Here is a 16,312-nt window from a genome sequence, read left to right as displayed (position 1 = left end):
TTTTTGACGGAGAACAATATAGCTAAATATCCATCAGAAGGAGAAGGGAATTTGTTCCCTTCTTTTTTCTGAAAAATTGCTATAAAAAAAACTCCTTAAAAGTTGCGTTTATTGGTTGAATTCAAGTTATTATTTTAGGATTATTTTTTAATTCTTTTCAAAATTTGCATGCTCAGGTAAACGATATACAACTTTATGGATTTGTACACAGTCTGATTGACCATAATCCGCCATTAATTCCAGTACCAAATAGTGAAACTGCAACCCCATATTGGGTAAATGAAATTGCGCAAAGTGCAACAAACACATTTGCTTTTACGGGCCAATTTGGACAAATCCCAAACCATGTAGATAATCTTCCTCCATCCGATAATTTGGGGTATTCAGGAGTTGCCACTCCGTGGGATTCTTCTACTGGTCAAACTTTCTCAAGTTCGAATATCAATACTATTATAGTGACCGCAGCGAATTTTATTCAATGGGTTTTGCCTACAAATCCAGATCTATCAGACCCCATGGAAAGATCAATTGTTAACAATACTGTAACGCTTTTTGATTGGACAAATAATGAAATACCGGACATGCGATATTATATTTATGGAAATTGGCCAGAAATGAATACGGCTAGTACATTTCCTCCAACAGTACCTACCCAAACTGAGATAGACGATTTTCATAGTGTTACAATAGGAAATACAGGAACTTTTGACAATTGGTGGATACAATATCAAGATGCTTATATTGCTCAAAGACCATTATTAAATGTTAAATTGATTCCTGTGGGGAAAATTATAAGTCAAATATACACTCAAATTCTTCCTAGCCCAATACCTTTTGATGAGTTGTATGAGGATTCTGCTCCTCATGGTAGAGCAAATACCTATTTCTTGGCAGGATTGATTACATATATGGCCTTATATGAACAAGAAGTTCCAGCCACTTATATGCCTTCTAATATAATACATTCTACAATACGAAATAATCTAACAACCATAAACAATTTTATTTGGCAAGAGTTAAATGATTTTAATTTCCCAAATGGAGAAAGTCGTGTTTTTTATTCAAATGTATTAAGTATTAATGATGAGAACATCAAAATATCTAACATTTTCTCTAACCCAGTTGTAAACAAATTTAGAATAAAATCGAATTCTTCTGAAACTTTTTCTGTATCTGTAATTAACATTAATGGAACTCTAATTATGTCATATGATAATATTAGAAATAACGACACAATTGATATGTCAAATCTTAATAGTGGAGTATATTTTATTCGTTTAACAAATAGTGAAGATGAATCAATAGTAAAGAAAATGATTAAAAAATAACACACTACAACAACTAAGTTTTCGTTGCGTCAGCAGGACGAACAATAAAAACTCCTGTTGAACGGAACCGTTGAATTAAATGAAAAGACTAAGAATATCGATTGAATATTGTAAAACTATTATCAGAAAACTAATAAAAACACTCTGACCAAACGTTAATAAATTACCATCTGAGTCAAGTATGGCAAATTCCTTTTATCCCCAAGGTTTCGTTTGTAATAATCCATTTGGAAGGATACTGGTTTGATTGTCTAGCAATATTTGATATAAATCCTCGATATTATCAGTTCTAATATAAACTTGACCATAATTTTCTTTTGGTTCAAGCTCCTTGAATTCAAAGAAGTGAATTTCTATTTTATCTTTTTTTACCATTAAATAATTTCCGTAATCTCCAACCTCTTTAAATCCCAACGTATTTAAATAAAACTCTTTTGTAACCTCTTTGTTACGCATTGGTAATTTTGGATTAATATGTGTTGGCATAATTTACTTTTAGGATTTGTTGTGTATCCTTATATGATTACTACTCCTATCTATTTGTCTAAACGTCAGTGTAAAAAGAAAATTTGAGAGTACTTACCATTAACGTATCTAATTTGGCTAAACGAGTTGAATTTTCGATTAGGAAATTTAGTCGTTATTGCGTTTTTAACACTTTTAATGCTTAGTTTTTTTCTTATTATATAAAAATAAAAAGCCCTGAAAATCAGAGCTTTTTGAATTGTTTTTGAAATGGTTATTCCTTTGAAGACACTCCTGCCTTATTTAAGTAACGTATTATATTTTGTTTTATTGTGTAATTCTCAACTTATTTTATAAATGTCTAACTCACAGCAGCTTTATATGTTTCTAAACAACGTTCGCGTGCTTCTTTGTGGTCTACCATTTTATCTGGATAACTGTCGGTATCAAAATCGTCAACCCATTGTTTTATGTAAACTCTATTCTTATCAAATTTATCTATTTGTGTTGTAGGATTAAATATTCTGAAATATGGTGCTGCGTCTACACCAGAACCTGCTACCCATTGCCAGTTACCTACATTACTAGCCATTTCGTAATCGTGTAATTTTTCAGCAAAATAAGCTTCACCCCAACGCCAATCGATTAATAAGTGTTTGCATAGAAAACTACCAACGAGCATACGGACACGGTTGTGCATAAATCCGGTTTTGTTTAATTGGCGCATACCAGCGTCAACCAGTGGATATCCTGTTTTTCCGTCACACCATTTTTTAAAGTCATCTTCATTGTTTCGCCATTCAATCCTATCGTACTTGGCTTTAAAGGCTTTGTCTTTGGTATGTGGGAAATGCCAGAGAATTTGCATGAAAAATTCACGCCAAATTAACTCTTTCATAAAAGTTTCATTGTCTTCATTCATGGCCTTTTTCATCATCTTACGTGGACTTACTGTTCCAAAACGAAGATGAGGTCCAAGTCTAGATGTATTGTCTTTAGCAGGAAAATTACGAGTTTCTTCGTACTCTTGAATTAAAGTTGGTGTAACGTCGTAAGGTGTAATCTCTTGTGATGATTTTGTAAAACCAATATCTGACAAGCTTAGGTTTGGCAAGCGAGAATGGTCTACCAAGTTATTTAAGTAGTCATTGGTGTAGTGTATTTTAAAATTATATTCTTTAAAATTCTCTTTCCAAGTACGCATGTATGGTGTGTAAACCACATATGGGTCACCGTCTTTTTTAACGACTTCATCTTTTTCGAAAATTACTTGGTCTTTAAAGGTTTTAAACCCAATATTCTTTGATTCTAAAAAATGCTTAATCTCTTTGTCGCGTTGCGTTGCATAAGGTTCGTAATCATGATTTGTATAGACTGTTTTAATCTCATATTCATCAACAAGTTTCTTGTATATTTCTAGTGGTTTGCCATTGTACATCGCTATGCTACTTCCATACTCGTCTTGTACCGTTTGTCGCATACTTTGCAATGTCTCGTGAATAAATGTCACTCGAGCATCGTCTTCTGGTAGTTTATCTAAAATTTCAGTATCGAATATAAAGATTGGCATTACGGGACAGTCTCCTTTTAGGGCTTCGTAAAAACCTACATTATCGTCTAATCTTAAGTCACGTCTAAACCAGAATATGTTAATGGGTTGATTCATTTAATTAATTTTATAAAGTTGTGTGCTTAACTATGCTTTAGGAATCTAGTACTTGCCAAAAAGCGACTCCAATTGCTCTTTTCGGTAGTTAAAGATGGCTTCTAATTTTGGCTTTACCAAAAATGGATGTACAAGCTGACCTAAAATACCGAATGGCACTTTATAGTCTATAATGTCTTCCATTTCAACACCACCTTCAATTTCATGTACAAAATGCTTATGATGCCATAAGGCATAAGGTCCGTAGAGTTGTAAGTCTACAAAATACTTCTTGTGCTCGTACTGTGTAATTTCACTCACCCATTTGGTTTTAATACCTGCTAAAGGTGTTACACTATATTGTAAAACTTGACCGGCATACATTGGTCGGTCTGCTCCAGAAATTATTTTCATATTCATTTCTGAAGGTGTAAGTTTTTCAAGATTAGCAGGATTACAAAGAAATTCCCAAGCTTGGCTCAAGCCAATCGGTAGTTTTTGTGATTGATGTAATGTATATATTTTCATTATTTTTTAGCTAGTTATTGAAAACAACGTATCCGTTTAAGGATGTTGCTATACAGAGCCAAATTAAGTAAGGAAGGAGCAAGTATTTTGCAGTTTTGAGTCGGTCATTCCTAAAAGTTATGAAGTAATATAGAATTACTAAGGTTAAGATAAAAATAATAATTACCCCTAGCATTGTGAGATGTTGGTTGAAAAAAATCCAATTCCAACTCACATTTAAAACTACCTGAAAGCTATATAGGACCCAAAGGAATTTGGAAGCTCTATTGTGAAAAAGTTCAGCCAGATACCATGAAAAAAGTAGCATTATACTAGTCCAAGCTGCTCCAAAAACCCAACCTGGTGGTGTCCATGGTGCTTTATTAAGATTGTTATACCAATCTCCTGTAGAACCACCGTCCATTAGCCAGCTTCCTAGTCCGAGCCCACCAAAATTAATAATGAGGAATATTAAGAAGTAATATCCTTTTTTCAAAATTTAGGATTTTAAAGCTTCAATTTTAGTTAAAACTTTTTCGGCTTCTGAATACTTTTCATCACTGGCAGCACGGTTAGTAGTCGATAGTTTGTGCCAATCTGCCATTAACTTTTCGTATTGCTTTTGAAGCTTATCTATTTCTGATGTTTTTTTAAAAAGACCGAACATAATTTTATTTTAAATATGAGGTAATACGTGAGTTGGTTGGTTTAGTAATAGAGTAGAAGTAGTCTAAAAATTCGCCATCTTCATCTACCAAATATTTCTGAAAGTTCCACTTAACCGAAGAATTTTGTTTTCCGTTAATTGACTTTTTAGTTAACCATGAATACAGCGGATGTTGTTGACTTCCTTTGACATCAACCTTTTCAGTTATTAGAAAAGAAACACCATAGTTAACTTTGCAAAATTCTGTGATTTCTTCCGAAGTTCCGGGCTCTTGTTTTCCAAATTGATTACAAGGAATACCAATTACAACTAAGTTGTCGTAAGTATCACTTAATTTCTGTAAATCCCTGTACTGGGGTGTAAATCCACATTTTGAAGCTACATTTACAAATAAGATTTTTCTGCCCTCGAACTCGGATAAATTAATCGGATGACCTTGTAAAGTGTTGATAGCAATGCCATATATAGATTCTGTCGCATTTTGTTTAATAGTATCATCTGTTACTGTTAAAGTGCCTACAAAGGCTTTTAGTGGGTTCATATATTATATTTTTAAACTCGTTATCCCACAATCCATCTTAAATACTTGACCTGAAAGTGATGCTGCCTTATCAGATAATAAAAATGTAGCCATATCAGCCACTTCTTGTGGTTGTAAGTATTTCTTAAGTGGGTGACGTTCCTTCATATTTTCAACCATACGGTCATTGCGCAATAATTTTGATGCTAATTCTGTATCTGTCACCGTAGGTGCAATAGCATTAACTCTCACGGTTGGTGCTAATTCTGCTCCTAACGATTTTGTTAGACCTTCTACAGCAGATTTTGATGCTGCAACAGAAGAATGAAATGGCATCCCCATATCTGAAGCAACTGTACTAAAAAACACCACTGAAGGATTAGTACCATTTTTAAGAATTGGTAAATACTTTTGGATAGTTTTCACGGCACCCAAAACATTGATTTCAAAATCGTTTTTGAAGTCATCTATACTTAACCTGTTGATGGGTTTTAAATTTATACTACCAGGACAATACACCAAACCATCGGCATTCTCAATCTCTGGCAACTCATCATTAATAACATCACAATTGTAATGCGTTAGATTGTTGTGAGAATTCTCAGGTTGAGAACGGCTTATGTTTATAACCTCATGGTTTACTAATAGGGTATTTACAATGGCATTACCAATGCCTTTGCTACCACCTACAATTAAATATTTGCCCATATTATGCTGCCGTCAGTGGACGTCCTTTTAAGCGTTTTTCAATTTTTTGTTTTATAAGAGTAAGACGCTTCATTAACTCCATTAATTTAGCATCCTTTTTTTGTTTGTAGACTTCATTTACACCAAGAATTAATTCTTTAGCTTCTCTTGCGGCTACAATTCTGTCACTTGTAGTTTTGAATGAAAACTTTCTGTTTTCGAATTCAACGGCTCTGTTTAAAATATCCATAATTAATTATTTATATAGTTTTGAAGTTCGTTAATTTTTTCTGGCGTATTAAACGCACCACCATAATATGTTGTCACTGTAGAAGACGTATCATCTTTTACACCTCTTGATGATACACATAAGTGCTTTGCATCAATTATTATAGCTACATCTTCTGTTCCTAAAACGGTTCTTAACTCATGAGCTATTTGTTGCGTTAAACGTTCCTGTACTTGTGGACGTTTAGCGTAATATTGAACAATTCTGTTTAGTTTTGATAAACCTATGACTTTGCCTGATGAGATATAAGCCACGTGTGCTTTTCCAATAATTGGTACAAAATGGTGCTCACAATTTGAATAGAAAGTTATATCCTTTTCAACCAACATTTGGTTATACTGGTACTTGTTGTCAAACAAAGCCACTTTTGGTTTGTTTTTTGGGTCTAATCCAGAAAATATTTCCTCTATATACATTTTAGCAACTCTATCTGGTGTTCCTTGTAAGGAATCATCCGTTAAGTCTAAACCTAAAACATCCATTATTTCTGAAAATAAAATGGCGATACGCTCTTTCTTTTCTTTGTCAGACATGTCAAAAGCATTTGGCTTCATTGGTGTGTCTAGACTTGTAAATAAATGGTCGTCACCAATATCTTCGATACTGAAACCATTTAATGTATGACTGTTTTTTTTTGTTAAAGTTTCTGTTTTCATGAAATCTTTTTAATGTGCTGGCTTTAAGTACTCCAAGCTTAAATCAAAGCACGGTTTATCGTTTTGATATAGAGTTATTTGATATTGATTTTTGCCTCGAGCATTTAAATCTGCCTTCTTCAAAATTTCTTTTTTTTCTATGTTTTGTGGCTCTGCCTTGCACGCGTTCTCTCCACATTCTAAAGCTGCTAGGCTTCATTTCTCGTCGCATTAGGTTAATGACTTCTTGTTCTTTTAAACCAAACTGAAATCTTATAGCATCAAATGTCGTACGGTCTTCCCATGCCATTTCTATGATACGGTCTATGTTTCTTTCTGTTAATTCCATATTACATAGGCATGGAAAATTCCATATCGTATTTTACCTTTTCGTCTAAAAGTCTGTCAAAAAATTTTTTATTTTCCCTAAATGTTTTGTTATCTCTGAAATGCACAAATTTTCCTTGTGCATGAATGCTAGACCCATTTGTTTTATATAGTACTAATTGATAATAAGGGATTACCCAAGTAAAGTTTTTTAAACCTTGATTTATAAGTATTAATATACCTTTAGGTCTTAATTCGATGTTGCCATAGTTTAAGTCTGAAACGATATTCATTATTGAATTCATATTTGGACTTACATTGTCAATAATCATGCGTTTAGAACCTACACCTTTCATCTTCAACTTTTGTACCAAGGAAAATTCACTGCCAACTAGGTCAGCAATTATTTGCTTATGTTCTTTATTAAAATGTGTAGTATTGAGTATCATAGTTACTCAAATTTACAAATGTTTAAATTTTTTACATGTTAGTTAAACAAAAATTAACAGAGAATTATGATAGTAGGAAATAGAATATTAAAATAGATGATTAATCCGTTCTTAACATGCGGTTTCTGTCTTGAAGTGTATGTCGTTTTAATATTCTAAAACTTTCACGAACAATGTCAGCATCTTTTTTCATGTTCCATAAAATATCGCTTGCTCGTTTGCGGTTTTCCTTAATGTTTACAATAGGTTTCGGATAGTCTTTGTCTAATTCAAAATTATAAAAAGCAGATTCCATTGGCGTTATTAAGTAAGGCTCATGAATAAAATGTGTGTCTAAATGCGCTAATTCTGGTACCCATTTTTTTATGAAGGTTGCATCTGGGTCATGTTTTATACTATTAGCTGTTGGATTATAAATACGGAGCGTATTTATACCTGTTTCTCCGGCTGCCATTTGCAATTGAGGGAAATGAATACCCGGTTCGAAATCTAAAAATTGTTGTGACAAATGTGCAGATGCATCTTGCCAAGGCTGCCAAAGTATGTGTGTAAAAAATGAAGCTAGCATTGCACGCATTCTAAAATTTACATAACCAGTTTCTATTAAACAGCGCATACTTGCATCAACAAGCGGAAATCCAGTTTGTCCTTCTCTCCATGCTTTTTGATACTTTTCTGATATGCTTTTTTTGAGTTTATGAAAGCCTTTATTGACGCTTGCGTTTTCCATGGTATGTTCCATTTCAAATTTTTGAATAAAATGCGTTTGCCAACGTAGTCTAGATAAAAAACCACCAATATGGCGTTTGTTTTTAGATTGTAATTTTATAACCTGACCTTTTTTGAATATTTGACGAATAGATACATTTCCCCAAGCTAGATAAGGTGATAAGCGACTACAACTGCTGCGAGAAGCTTCTGGTTGTGATATATGAAACATGTAGTTTTCATGTCGATTATCAAAAAAAGTATTAGCGTATTTCCAAGCTGTAGTACTTCCACCTTTTTGAAATGGTGCTTCCTTGGGTGTTTCTAAATTGGTTACAGAAAAAACTGATTCTAGTTTTACAATCTCTGAAAGCTCAATAAACTGATGCGATTTAGGTTGAAAATTCTCTAGTTCTTTTTGCATGTAAGTTTCTACACTTTCAAACCAATCGTTTCTATTAACTAAACCACGCGTAACCCCGTTGTTTTTATTCTCAATCCAATTGATGACGTTATTATGGCAATAGTGTTTAAATTCTTTATCTCGATTATAAGTAACTAAAATCCCTGTTTCTACATGAGAAAAAACATAATCTATTTTATAAAACTCTTGTAAATTATTAAAAGCACTAATAATATCAGAATTAATTGCCAGGACCTTTGTATTGTAAGGTATTAATTGATGATTTAAATCTCGGAGTGATTCTTTTATAAAGTTAAAATGACGTTCGCTGTAATGGTCATTATTGAGTAATATATTTTCAAAAGCATAGAGTAGTAGTGTGCGTTTTTTTGATTTTAGGGCATTCGTAATCGCTTCATTATCCTGAAGTCTTAAATCTCGCTTAAACCAAACGACATTAATATGCTCTTTTTCTTTATACATTATCTAGCTTTTCAAAAAATGCTTCTGCAGCATCAAAATGTCCTTCTAAAGTTTCTTTATTCATACGGTCCAGATTACCTAATAGCATGCCTAGCCTAGGATTACCCGCAAAGAAGTCACGATGTTTATCCATAAATGACCAGAACAAGCCATCCCAAGTTTGCTGCCAATCACCTTTACCGTAATTACTCATTTTCTTGATGTAATTACTGCTACTGATATATGGTTTTGTAGACATTAGGCCACCATCAGCATATAAACTCATGCCGTAAACATTTGGTACCATTACCCAATCGTATGCATCAATAAATAATTCCATGAACCATCGGTATACCTCGTCAGGGTCAAATTCGCAAAGCACCATAAAGTTTCCTAAAATCATCAAACGTTCGATATGATGTGCATACGCAGTTTTGTTAACTTTTTTAATCACGTCGTCAATAGGCTTTATCCCTGTTGTGCCGTCATAAAATGCTTTTGGCATTTTTCTTTTAAAACCCCAGAAATTTTTGGTGCGTTCTTCTGTGCCTTTGACTTCATAAACGCCACGAATAAATTCGCGCCAACCTAATATTTGCCTAACAAAGCCTTCTGTTGAGTTGATTGGAACATCATTTGTATGAGCATATTCAATACCTTTCTCAATAACATCCATTGGGTTTAGAAGGCCAACGTTTATTAAAGGTGATAACAAACTGTGATTAAGAAAGTGTTCTTCTTTTACAATGGCGTCTTCATAAGCACCAAACTCATGAAAGCGATACTCAAAAAATTGTTCTAGCCAAGCTTCAGCAGATTCAAAATTAATAGGATATACAATAAAGTCATTAAGTTCGCCATAGTTGTTATCAAAGTTGTCTTTAATGTATTCGTCGGCTTCTTTATGGTATTTGGTTTTATCAGGAAAATGAATATTTGGCGGTGTTTTATCTTTTGGATATTTTTTACGGTTTTCAGAATCAAAAGTCAGTTTTCCACCTTCTGGCTCATTGCCATTCATTAAAATATTTCGATTTTTACGTTCATTTTTATAAAAAGATGTTTGAAAAAATTTCTTTTTTGAAGGCTTAAAAAATGACGATAAGTCTTCCTTGGTATTAATAAATAGTGGGTTGTGGTACCATTTAATCTTTAAATTTTTCGAGACGTTGTTAATATGCTTTTCTAACCAATTATCCGTAGGATTGATAAGGTGAACTATTTCTGTACCTTCTTCATTAAGATGTGGTAAAAGGATTCTAATATCACTTCGTTTATCTGTGGCGTCGATGTAAGTCACGTTTTTATCTTCTGACCGTAAATAATTAGCATAGGCTTTCATGCTTGCACGATGAAATGCTAGCTTTTGTTTGTGAAATTTATGTTGGTTAAAAAACAAGTATTCTTCAACCAAAAGGACGTTATCGATTTCCTCTAAAACGGGTGTGTTTTTGAAGAGTTGATGCGGAAATATGATGTGGATTTCTTTTGTATTCAATTGTTTGCTTTTTTATGTATGGTCGAGCGCAGTAGAAACCTTTTTTAATTTACAATTCTAAAATAAGTTTGGTTGTAACCACATGCGTCTAAATTTTCCATTTGCGTCGTAACGTTCCGCCTGCAAATCGACATTGAATTTTCTATCTCTTGGGTCATTACCAACACCGGCAACATACATCCAATTTCCAAAGTTACTATGTACATCAAAGTCGAGTAGGAGTGATTCAAAATAAGCTGCGCCAATGCGCCAATCGAGTTTAAGCTCTTTAGCAAAATATGAGGCTACGTTTTGTCGTCCTCGATTACTCATCCAACCCGTTTCTTTGAGTTCTATCATGTTGGCATTTACAAAATCGGATTTGGTTTCGCCATTAATCCATTTTTCGATTAGATTTTTGTTGGTGCTCCAATTGTAAGTTTTATGCAAAATTCCTTCTAATTTAAATATCTGGCTGCCATGCTTTAGAGAAACGTATTTAAAATAATCACGCCAAATTAACTCAAATATTAACCAATACGTTGATTGATTTTTAACGTGTTCTTTTTCAAATTTTTTAACCTGCCAATAAATTGTCCGTACTGAAATACTTCCGTTTGCCAACCATGGAGAAAATTTTGAACTGTAGTCTAAACCAACTAAACCATTTCTGGTTTTTTTATAGAATCCTAATTTTTTTGTATTAAAGAAATAATCCTTTAAACGATTTAGGGCTTCTGTCTCACCACCTTTAAAAGGGAATGCAGTCTGTGGATCATTTTCAAAATCTTTAAAGCCTAAATCTTCTAGGCTTGGAATAGTAGTATTGTTTTCTATTCTGTTTGAATTTGGAAGTGTTTCTATAGTCACTTCTTCGCGAATATCTACATACTTTTCCAGTTTTTTTCTAAAAACGGTGAAAACCTGTGGTGTGTTTTTTATTTCAAAGTTTATATCCTCGGGATGATACAAAAACTGGTTGTAAATGGAATGAAATCTGACGTCCGATATTTTTTCTTTTACAGCATTTTCTGTGACACGTTCATCTTTGGTCCATTCTTCTTGAAGGTATATATCCGTAATGTTGAAAGTCTGGCAAACTTCTGGGATTGTGGTTTCTGGTAAATCGTAATAAACCAATAAATCTATATGCAATTGTGCAAGTTGCTGTTTTAAATTTGAAACAGTTTCTATTAAGAATTTTGCTCTATACTTTTCTGTAATCTTGAAACCATATTTGTTGATTTCAAAATATTTGGGGTCAAAACAATATACTGCGATAACTTTTTCATTGTTTTTGATAGCTGTCGCTAAAACATGATTATCTTGAATTCTTAAATCGTTTCTAAACCAAACTAAACTCATGTTTTCTGTCTCTTGCATTTTTCGCTACAATATTTAACGTTGTTCCAATCACGTTCCCATTTCTTTCGCCATGTGAAGGGTCTATCACAAACTGGGCAAATTTTTGATGGTAGATGTTTTTTCTTTATTCCTTTTGGCACTTACTTTTTATCAATCAAGGCATTAATCATACCTTTAAATACAAAGGCATGAAAGGGTAAAACCGAATACCAATACAAGCGCCCCCAAACGCCTTTTGGTCTAAAAACTGCGCGTTGATAGAGTTTATTTTTAACAATTTTGAACTCTAGCCAAGCTTCACCAGGAAGTTTCATTTCGGCGAAAAGTAGTAAGCGTTTTTCATCTTTATCTGCAAATAATACACGCCAAAAATCTAATGGGTCTCCGGGTTCTAGATAGGTGTCATGTGTGCGACCACGACGTAACCCAACTCCGCCGAAAAGTTTATCAACATAGCCTCTTGTTTTCCAAAGCCAGTTAAAGCTATACCAGCCATTTCTGCCACCAATACTCCAAATGCGATTTATAGTATAGTTTTCATCTTTTACATCGCGAGTACGGATATCTTTAAAACAACCATAATGTGGTAATTCTATGTGTTTTGATAACTGGTCTTTAAAAACACCACTACTTACAGCATCTTTCCAACTAGAAACGACTGAGTTTTGTTCAATTTTTTGAAAAGCTAGATTTACCGCAGTTTTATAATTCATTGGCTTAACACCAATAATTTGATTTATGTCACTTGTTTTACCTATAACTTCGACCTTCATACTATTTACCAATGCTGATGCTAATTGAAAAGATGTTGATGTTACAAAATAAAGCCAGTAAGAGGATAAATTTGGAGTTAATACGGGTAAGGTTAAGATATGTCGCTTGAGGTCTCTTACTTCTGCAAATTGTAAAAGCATCTCCTTATAAGTCAATATTTCAGGACCAAAAATATCATAAGACTTATTATATAGTTTTTCATTTCCAAGCCCATTTGATAAAAAGTTAAGAACATCTCTAATACCTATAGGTTGTGTTTTTGTATTTAACCATTTTGGAGTAATCATAAATGGTAATTTCTCAACAATATCCCTTATGATTTCAAAAGAAGCACTACCACTACCTACTATTATTCCTGCCCTGAATGTTGTTAATGAATAAACTTTAGATTTTAAAGTGTTTTCAACTTGTAAACGAGATTTAAGATGTTTAGATAGTGAATCGTCATTGACTATACCACTCAAATATACAACTTGTTCGCAGTTGGTTTTCTCAACTAAATCTTTAAAATTTTGAGCACAATTTTTTTCTAGTTCTTCAAAGTCATTAGTAGAATTAGACATGGAGTGGATGAGGTAGTATGCTGCATCAATATCAGATGGAATTTTTGCTAGTTCTGGTTTTAGAAAATCGACTTTTATAAAGGTACACTTTGGGTTTTCTTCAATTTCGTCGGGTATACGCTCCATGTCTCTTACACAACAAACCAATTCATGGTCGTCTTCTAGCAATTGTAACGCCAAGCGTTTTGCTATATAACCTGTGGTTCCTGTGAGTAAGATTTTCATTTTATGTTTTAATAATTGTCATTCTGAGTGTTATAAAGAATTTCATTTTATGTAATTATATAAATTCTTCACTAGGTTCAGAATTAAAGATGTTTTTAATCATCTCTGTGTGCAAAACCTACTTTTGGCCTTTGGTATTCTAAGCGTGTACGTAATTCGGGTACAGCATAACCATCGAGTCCGTTTATAGTCGCTATTTTTCCCTTTGATAGGTTTATAAAACCATCTTTTTCTAGTAAATCATTAGGCACGTAGAGTTTTTCAATCCTACCTACCAAGAGGATAGTATTATTAGCTTTGATATGATATTCTTCAACAAATTCCATAGCAATTTGTATTGGGCAATCTTTTACAAAAGGTGCTAAAAAACCGTCTCTATATTCGTCTTGTAGACTCGTAGCTTCGAACTCAGAAACAGATTTATCATATTTTGCAGATGTATGGTGTGCATCTTCTAATATATCTTGATGAATATGGTTTATGGTATATTTTTTAGTTGCTTTAATATTTTCGTAAGTATGTCTTATTACCGAAGTTGGTCTCATAAAAACACCCAATAAACCAGGGTTAGAGCCCATATGTGTTAATGAGCTAAAAACGGCAACATTTGTATTGCCTTCTGAATCTTTTGTGCCTAGCAAATTTGCAGACTTGTAGCCTGAGCAGCTATTTATAAGATTTATACGATATAAATGATGCATTTTAGAAATATCATCTAAACTAAACTCAGCCATCTAAAAATTTATAAAATTATTAATCTTAATATCCTCAGCTTTTAGGTCAAACATTAAATTATACAACCCAAAAAAAGTTCTATTGATATAAATAAAATGTGTAGAGCCTCTGTTGGCATTCATTTTTCTAAGTTCTGTGCTTTTTGAATACCGTTGCCCCATCTCAGCAACTTGATTAAAAAAGGTTGGGTCGGAGAAGTCAAAGGTTTCAGAATGAAAAGGCTTTGTAAATAAGCTTAACAGTTCGTGAAACATATCGCTGAAGAATTCTACCTCTTCAGGAGAATCATCATCACGTAGGATTTCTAATTCATATAACTTTTCCTTGAAAGTTTTAGGGTTTTCAATGCTTTCTTTTTTTGCTAATTCAAAATACGGGACATAAAATTCGTCAGGTATAGTTTTCATACAGCCAAAGTCAAGAGCTATCAGTTTACCATCTTCAGAAACTAAAAAGTTTCCAGGATGTGGGTCTGCATGTACTTTCTTAAGATTGTGAATTTGGAACATATAAAAATCCCATAAGGCTTGTCCAAGTTGGTTTGATATATCCTGTTTTGTATTACGCTCAACAAATTCTGAAAGATGCTCACCTTTCATATAATCCATTGTAATTATACGTTCAGAGGATAACTCGTCGTAGTAGTTTGGAAATTCGAGATTAGGTATGTGTTTGCAAGCATTAACTACTGCTTTGCTTTGTTCTATTTCTAAAACATAATTAGTCTCTTCAGTTAATTTATCTTCTACTTCCTTGAAATATTTATCAGAATCTTTTCCTTTAATGTTAAACATCTTGATAGCTATTGGTTTTACCAATGCCAAATCTGAAGCAATACTTTCTGCAACCCCAGGATATTGAATTTTCACAGCAAATTTTTTCCCATCCTTTTCTGCAAGGTGGACCTGCCCAATACTGGCAGCGTTTACTGAGGTTGCATTGAAAGTATCAAACAAATCTTCCGGATGGCTTCCAAAATATTTTTTGAAAGTCTTTATCACCAATGGAGGCGACAATGGGGGAACCGAAAATTGTGATAATGAAAATTTTTCTACATATGCTTGAGGTAAAATACTCTTTTCCATACTGAGCATTTGTGCTACTTTGAGCGCACTACCTTTAAGTTTTTTAAGACTATCGTAAATGTCTTCTGCGTTATTTTGATTAAGTCGCTCTTTGGCATCTACCTCAGAATTGACCAATTTATCGCCGTAATATTTTAAATAATTGACACCAACTTTTGCTCCCGTAGACACCAGTTTTGATGCACGTGATATTTTTGAAATTGGAATACTATCTATTGTTTTCATATGTGACTGAAATTAATTCAGTAGTTATTAGTTGGTGTGTATTCTTTCTTTGAATAAAAATTTTCCAAAGTCTATAATGCTTTTTAATGGTGTTGTATCAATTAAATCGAAACTTGCTTTTACCGACTTTTCAATAAAAATATCTGTTTTCTCGAAAGAAGGTGAGGTGTCATCAAGCCAAAATTTCATAGTGATTAATAACTGAAACCATGCAGATTCTTTTAATCCTCTATTCTGAATTTTTTCAAGTTGTTCTTGCTGTAAGTCGATTGTGTTGATGCCTAAGTGCTCAATATAATTGTTAAAACTCTTTTTAAGGTGTGAAAGCGTTTTCAACGATTTCATACTATTTTTATTTCCTTTTAAAGAATGTACAACATAACTTCTATTTGCTGTCAAGTTTTCAAAAAAGGTGAAGTAGAAACTTAATAGTTTATTCTTAGCATCAAACGTTTTGTAGTCTTCACTTTTTTCTAAAGTAGCATGTGTGTTATCAAAAAATACTTTAAAAATAGATTGCTCTAAAGCTTCAAAAGAACCGAAGAATTCATAAAATTTTGACTCTTCAAAATTGTTATCTTTCGCAAATGCATAAACAGATTTTGGTTCGTGGTCGTGCATAAGCACGTAATCCATGTAAAAAGTGATGAGGTCTAATTGAGAGATTGATTTTTTCTTTGCCATTGTAATAAATTTACCTAACAAAGATAAGAATGTTTAACTATTTAAAATTATAGTTAAACAAAATTTAACGTATATAATGTATAGCTC

Annotated in this window: 20 protein-coding genes; 1 reads left to right on the top strand and 19 read right to left on the bottom strand. The window is 33.1% G+C overall.

Going from position 1 to position 16,312, the window contains the following annotated elements:
* Nucleotides 1–164: 164 nt before the first annotated feature.
* Nucleotides 165–1,328, top strand: coding sequence for a T9SS type A sorting domain-containing protein (locus tag HKP48_RS04555; protein ID WP_296343280.1), 1,164 nt, complete (start codon nucleotides 165–167; stop codon nucleotides 1,326–1,328).
* A 195-nt stretch (nucleotides 1,329–1,523) separates the two neighbouring features.
* Here the strand turns inward: HKP48_RS04555 and HKP48_RS04550 are convergent, their stop codons facing one another.
* From HKP48_RS04550 to HKP48_RS04460, 19 genes are all read right to left on the bottom strand, one after another.
* Nucleotides 1,524–1,814: a VOC family protein gene (locus HKP48_RS04550; RefSeq protein ID WP_296343279.1), complete on the bottom strand. Its 291-nt coding sequence runs from the start codon at nucleotides 1,812–1,814 to the stop codon at nucleotides 1,524–1,526.
* Nucleotides 1,815–2,154: 340 nt separating this feature from the next.
* Nucleotides 2,155–3,459, bottom strand: a complete 1,305-nt coding sequence (locus HKP48_RS04545) for a deoxyribodipyrimidine photo-lyase (RefSeq protein ID WP_296343277.1) — start codon at nucleotides 3,457–3,459, stop codon at nucleotides 2,155–2,157.
* 45 nt (nucleotides 3,460–3,504) lie between these two features.
* On the bottom strand, nucleotides 3,505–3,966 hold the full coding sequence (locus HKP48_RS04540) for an SRPBCC family protein (RefSeq protein ID WP_296343275.1): 462 nt from the start codon (nucleotides 3,964–3,966) through the stop codon (nucleotides 3,505–3,507).
* Between the two features lie 10 nt (nucleotides 3,967–3,976).
* Complete coding sequence (locus HKP48_RS04535) at nucleotides 3,977–4,441, bottom strand: TspO/MBR family protein (protein ID WP_296343273.1); 465 nt, start codon at nucleotides 4,439–4,441, stop codon at nucleotides 3,977–3,979.
* 3 nt (nucleotides 4,442–4,444) lie between these two features.
* Nucleotides 4,445–4,612, bottom strand: coding sequence for a Lacal_2735 family protein (locus tag HKP48_RS04530; RefSeq protein ID WP_296343272.1), 168 nt, complete (start codon nucleotides 4,610–4,612; stop codon nucleotides 4,445–4,447).
* Nucleotides 4,613–4,616: 4 nt separating this feature from the next.
* Entirely contained in the window at nucleotides 4,617–5,153 is a 537-nt protein-coding gene (locus HKP48_RS04525) for a glutathione peroxidase (RefSeq protein ID WP_296343270.1), read from the bottom strand.
* 3 nt (nucleotides 5,154–5,156) lie between these two features.
* Nucleotides 5,157–5,840: an SDR family oxidoreductase gene (locus HKP48_RS04520; RefSeq protein WP_296343268.1), complete on the bottom strand. Its 684-nt coding sequence runs from the start codon at nucleotides 5,838–5,840 to the stop codon at nucleotides 5,157–5,159.
* A 1-nt stretch (nucleotide 5,841) separates the two neighbouring features.
* Entirely contained in the window at nucleotides 5,842–6,069 is a 228-nt protein-coding gene (locus HKP48_RS04515; RefSeq protein ID WP_296343266.1) for a hypothetical protein, read from the bottom strand.
* A gap of 2 nt (nucleotides 6,070–6,071) precedes the next feature.
* On the bottom strand, nucleotides 6,072–6,764 hold the full coding sequence (gene folE, locus HKP48_RS04510) for a GTP cyclohydrolase I FolE (protein WP_296343264.1): 693 nt from the start codon (nucleotides 6,762–6,764) through the stop codon (nucleotides 6,072–6,074).
* 55 nt (nucleotides 6,765–6,819) lie between these two features.
* A complete protein-coding gene (locus HKP48_RS04505; protein ID WP_296343262.1) occupies nucleotides 6,820–7,092 on the bottom strand; it encodes a TIGR03643 family protein in 273 nt (90 codons plus the stop codon).
* Nucleotide 7,093: 1 nt separating this feature from the next.
* A complete protein-coding gene (locus HKP48_RS04500; RefSeq protein WP_296343260.1) occupies nucleotides 7,094–7,519 on the bottom strand; it encodes a hypothetical protein in 426 nt (141 codons plus the stop codon).
* A gap of 100 nt (nucleotides 7,520–7,619) precedes the next feature.
* On the bottom strand, nucleotides 7,620–9,113 hold the full coding sequence (locus HKP48_RS04495; protein ID WP_296343258.1) for an FAD-binding domain-containing protein: 1,494 nt from the start codon (nucleotides 9,111–9,113) through the stop codon (nucleotides 7,620–7,622).
* Nucleotides 9,106–10,590, bottom strand: a complete 1,485-nt coding sequence (locus tag HKP48_RS04490) for a cryptochrome/photolyase family protein (RefSeq protein WP_296343255.1) — start codon at nucleotides 10,588–10,590, stop codon at nucleotides 9,106–9,108. The genes HKP48_RS04495 and HKP48_RS04490 overlap by 8 nt, the downstream gene beginning before the upstream one ends.
* 57 nt (nucleotides 10,591–10,647) lie before the next feature.
* Nucleotides 10,648–11,952, bottom strand: a complete 1,305-nt coding sequence (locus HKP48_RS04485) for a DASH family cryptochrome (RefSeq protein WP_296343253.1) — start codon at nucleotides 11,950–11,952, stop codon at nucleotides 10,648–10,650.
* Nucleotides 11,931–12,062: a DUF2256 domain-containing protein gene (locus HKP48_RS04480; protein WP_296343281.1), complete on the bottom strand. Its 132-nt coding sequence runs from the start codon at nucleotides 12,060–12,062 to the stop codon at nucleotides 11,931–11,933. Before HKP48_RS04480 ends, HKP48_RS04485 begins: the two co-directional genes overlap by 22 nt.
* Nucleotides 12,063–12,074: 12 nt before the next feature.
* Nucleotides 12,075–13,496 carry an SDR family oxidoreductase gene (locus tag HKP48_RS04475; protein ID WP_296343251.1) on the bottom strand — a complete coding sequence of 474 codons (1,422 nt, stop codon included), beginning with the start codon at nucleotides 13,494–13,496 and terminating at the stop codon, nucleotides 12,075–12,077.
* 95 nt (nucleotides 13,497–13,591) lie between these two features.
* A complete protein-coding gene (locus tag HKP48_RS04470; RefSeq protein ID WP_296343249.1) occupies nucleotides 13,592–14,230 on the bottom strand; it encodes a flavin reductase in 639 nt (212 codons plus the stop codon).
* Nucleotides 14,231–15,541, bottom strand: a complete 1,311-nt coding sequence (locus HKP48_RS04465; RefSeq protein ID WP_296343247.1) for an AarF/ABC1/UbiB kinase family protein — start codon at nucleotides 15,539–15,541, stop codon at nucleotides 14,231–14,233.
* Between the two features lie 27 nt (nucleotides 15,542–15,568).
* Nucleotides 15,569–16,225 (bottom strand): TetR family transcriptional regulator C-terminal domain-containing protein, encoded by a 657-nt coding sequence (locus tag HKP48_RS04460; RefSeq protein ID WP_296343245.1) that lies wholly within the window; start codon nucleotides 16,223–16,225, stop codon nucleotides 15,569–15,571.
* Nucleotides 16,226–16,312 lie beyond the last annotated feature (87 nt).

Origin of the sequence: Winogradskyella sp. (assembly GCF_013042245.1) — a bacterium.
In the GTDB taxonomy this organism is placed as follows: Bacteria; Bacteroidota; Bacteroidia; order Flavobacteriales; family Flavobacteriaceae; genus Winogradskyella.
The sequence above is the reverse complement of the archived record's forward strand: the minus strand, read 5'-3'. Positions and strand labels throughout refer to the sequence as shown.

Bases quoted from the DNA above. Each gene is read 5' to 3' on its own strand.
- HKP48_RS04485 (WP_296343253.1), bottom strand. From the start codon at position 11,952: ATGCAAGAGACAGAAAACATGAGTTTAGTTTGGTTTAGAAACGATTTA.
- HKP48_RS04460 (WP_296343245.1), bottom strand. From the start codon at position 16,225: ATGGCAAAGAAAAAATCAATCTCTCAATTAGACCTCATCACTTTTTAC.
- HKP48_RS04465 (WP_296343247.1), bottom strand. From the start codon at position 15,541: ATGAAAACAATAGATAGTATTCCAATTTCAAAAATATCACGTGCATCA.
- HKP48_RS04495 (WP_296343258.1), bottom strand. From the start codon at position 9,113: ATGTATAAAGAAAAAGAGCATATTAATGTCGTTTGGTTTAAGCGAGAT.
- HKP48_RS04545 (WP_296343277.1), bottom strand. From the start codon at position 3,459: ATGAATCAACCCATTAACATATTCTGGTTTAGACGTGACTTAAGATTA.
- HKP48_RS04470 (WP_296343249.1), bottom strand. From the start codon at position 14,230: ATGGCTGAGTTTAGTTTAGATGATATTTCTAAAATGCATCATTTATAT.
- HKP48_RS04525 (WP_296343270.1), bottom strand. From the start codon at position 5,153: ATGAACCCACTAAAAGCCTTTGTAGGCACTTTAACAGTAACAGATGAT.
- HKP48_RS04550 (WP_296343279.1), bottom strand. From the start codon at position 1,814: ATGCCAACACATATTAATCCAAAATTACCAATGCGTAACAAAGAGGTT.
- HKP48_RS04515 (WP_296343266.1), bottom strand. From the start codon at position 6,069: ATGGATATTTTAAACAGAGCCGTTGAATTCGAAAACAGAAAGTTTTCA.
- HKP48_RS04500 (WP_296343260.1), bottom strand. From the start codon at position 7,519: ATGATACTCAATACTACACATTTTAATAAAGAACATAAGCAAATAATT.
- HKP48_RS04475 (WP_296343251.1), bottom strand. From the start codon at position 13,496: ATGAAAATCTTACTCACAGGAACCACAGGTTATATAGCAAAACGCTTG.
- HKP48_RS04505 (WP_296343262.1), bottom strand. From the start codon at position 7,092: ATGGAATTAACAGAAAGAAACATAGACCGTATCATAGAAATGGCATGG.
- HKP48_RS04520 (WP_296343268.1), bottom strand. From the start codon at position 5,840: ATGGGCAAATATTTAATTGTAGGTGGTAGCAAAGGCATTGGTAATGCC.
- HKP48_RS04540 (WP_296343275.1), bottom strand. From the start codon at position 3,966: ATGAAAATATATACATTACATCAATCACAAAAACTACCGATTGGCTTG.
- folE (WP_296343264.1), bottom strand. From the start codon at position 6,764: ATGAAAACAGAAACTTTAACAAAAAAAAACAGTCATACATTAAATGGT.
- HKP48_RS04530 (WP_296343272.1), bottom strand. From the start codon at position 4,612: ATGTTCGGTCTTTTTAAAAAAACATCAGAAATAGATAAGCTTCAAAAG.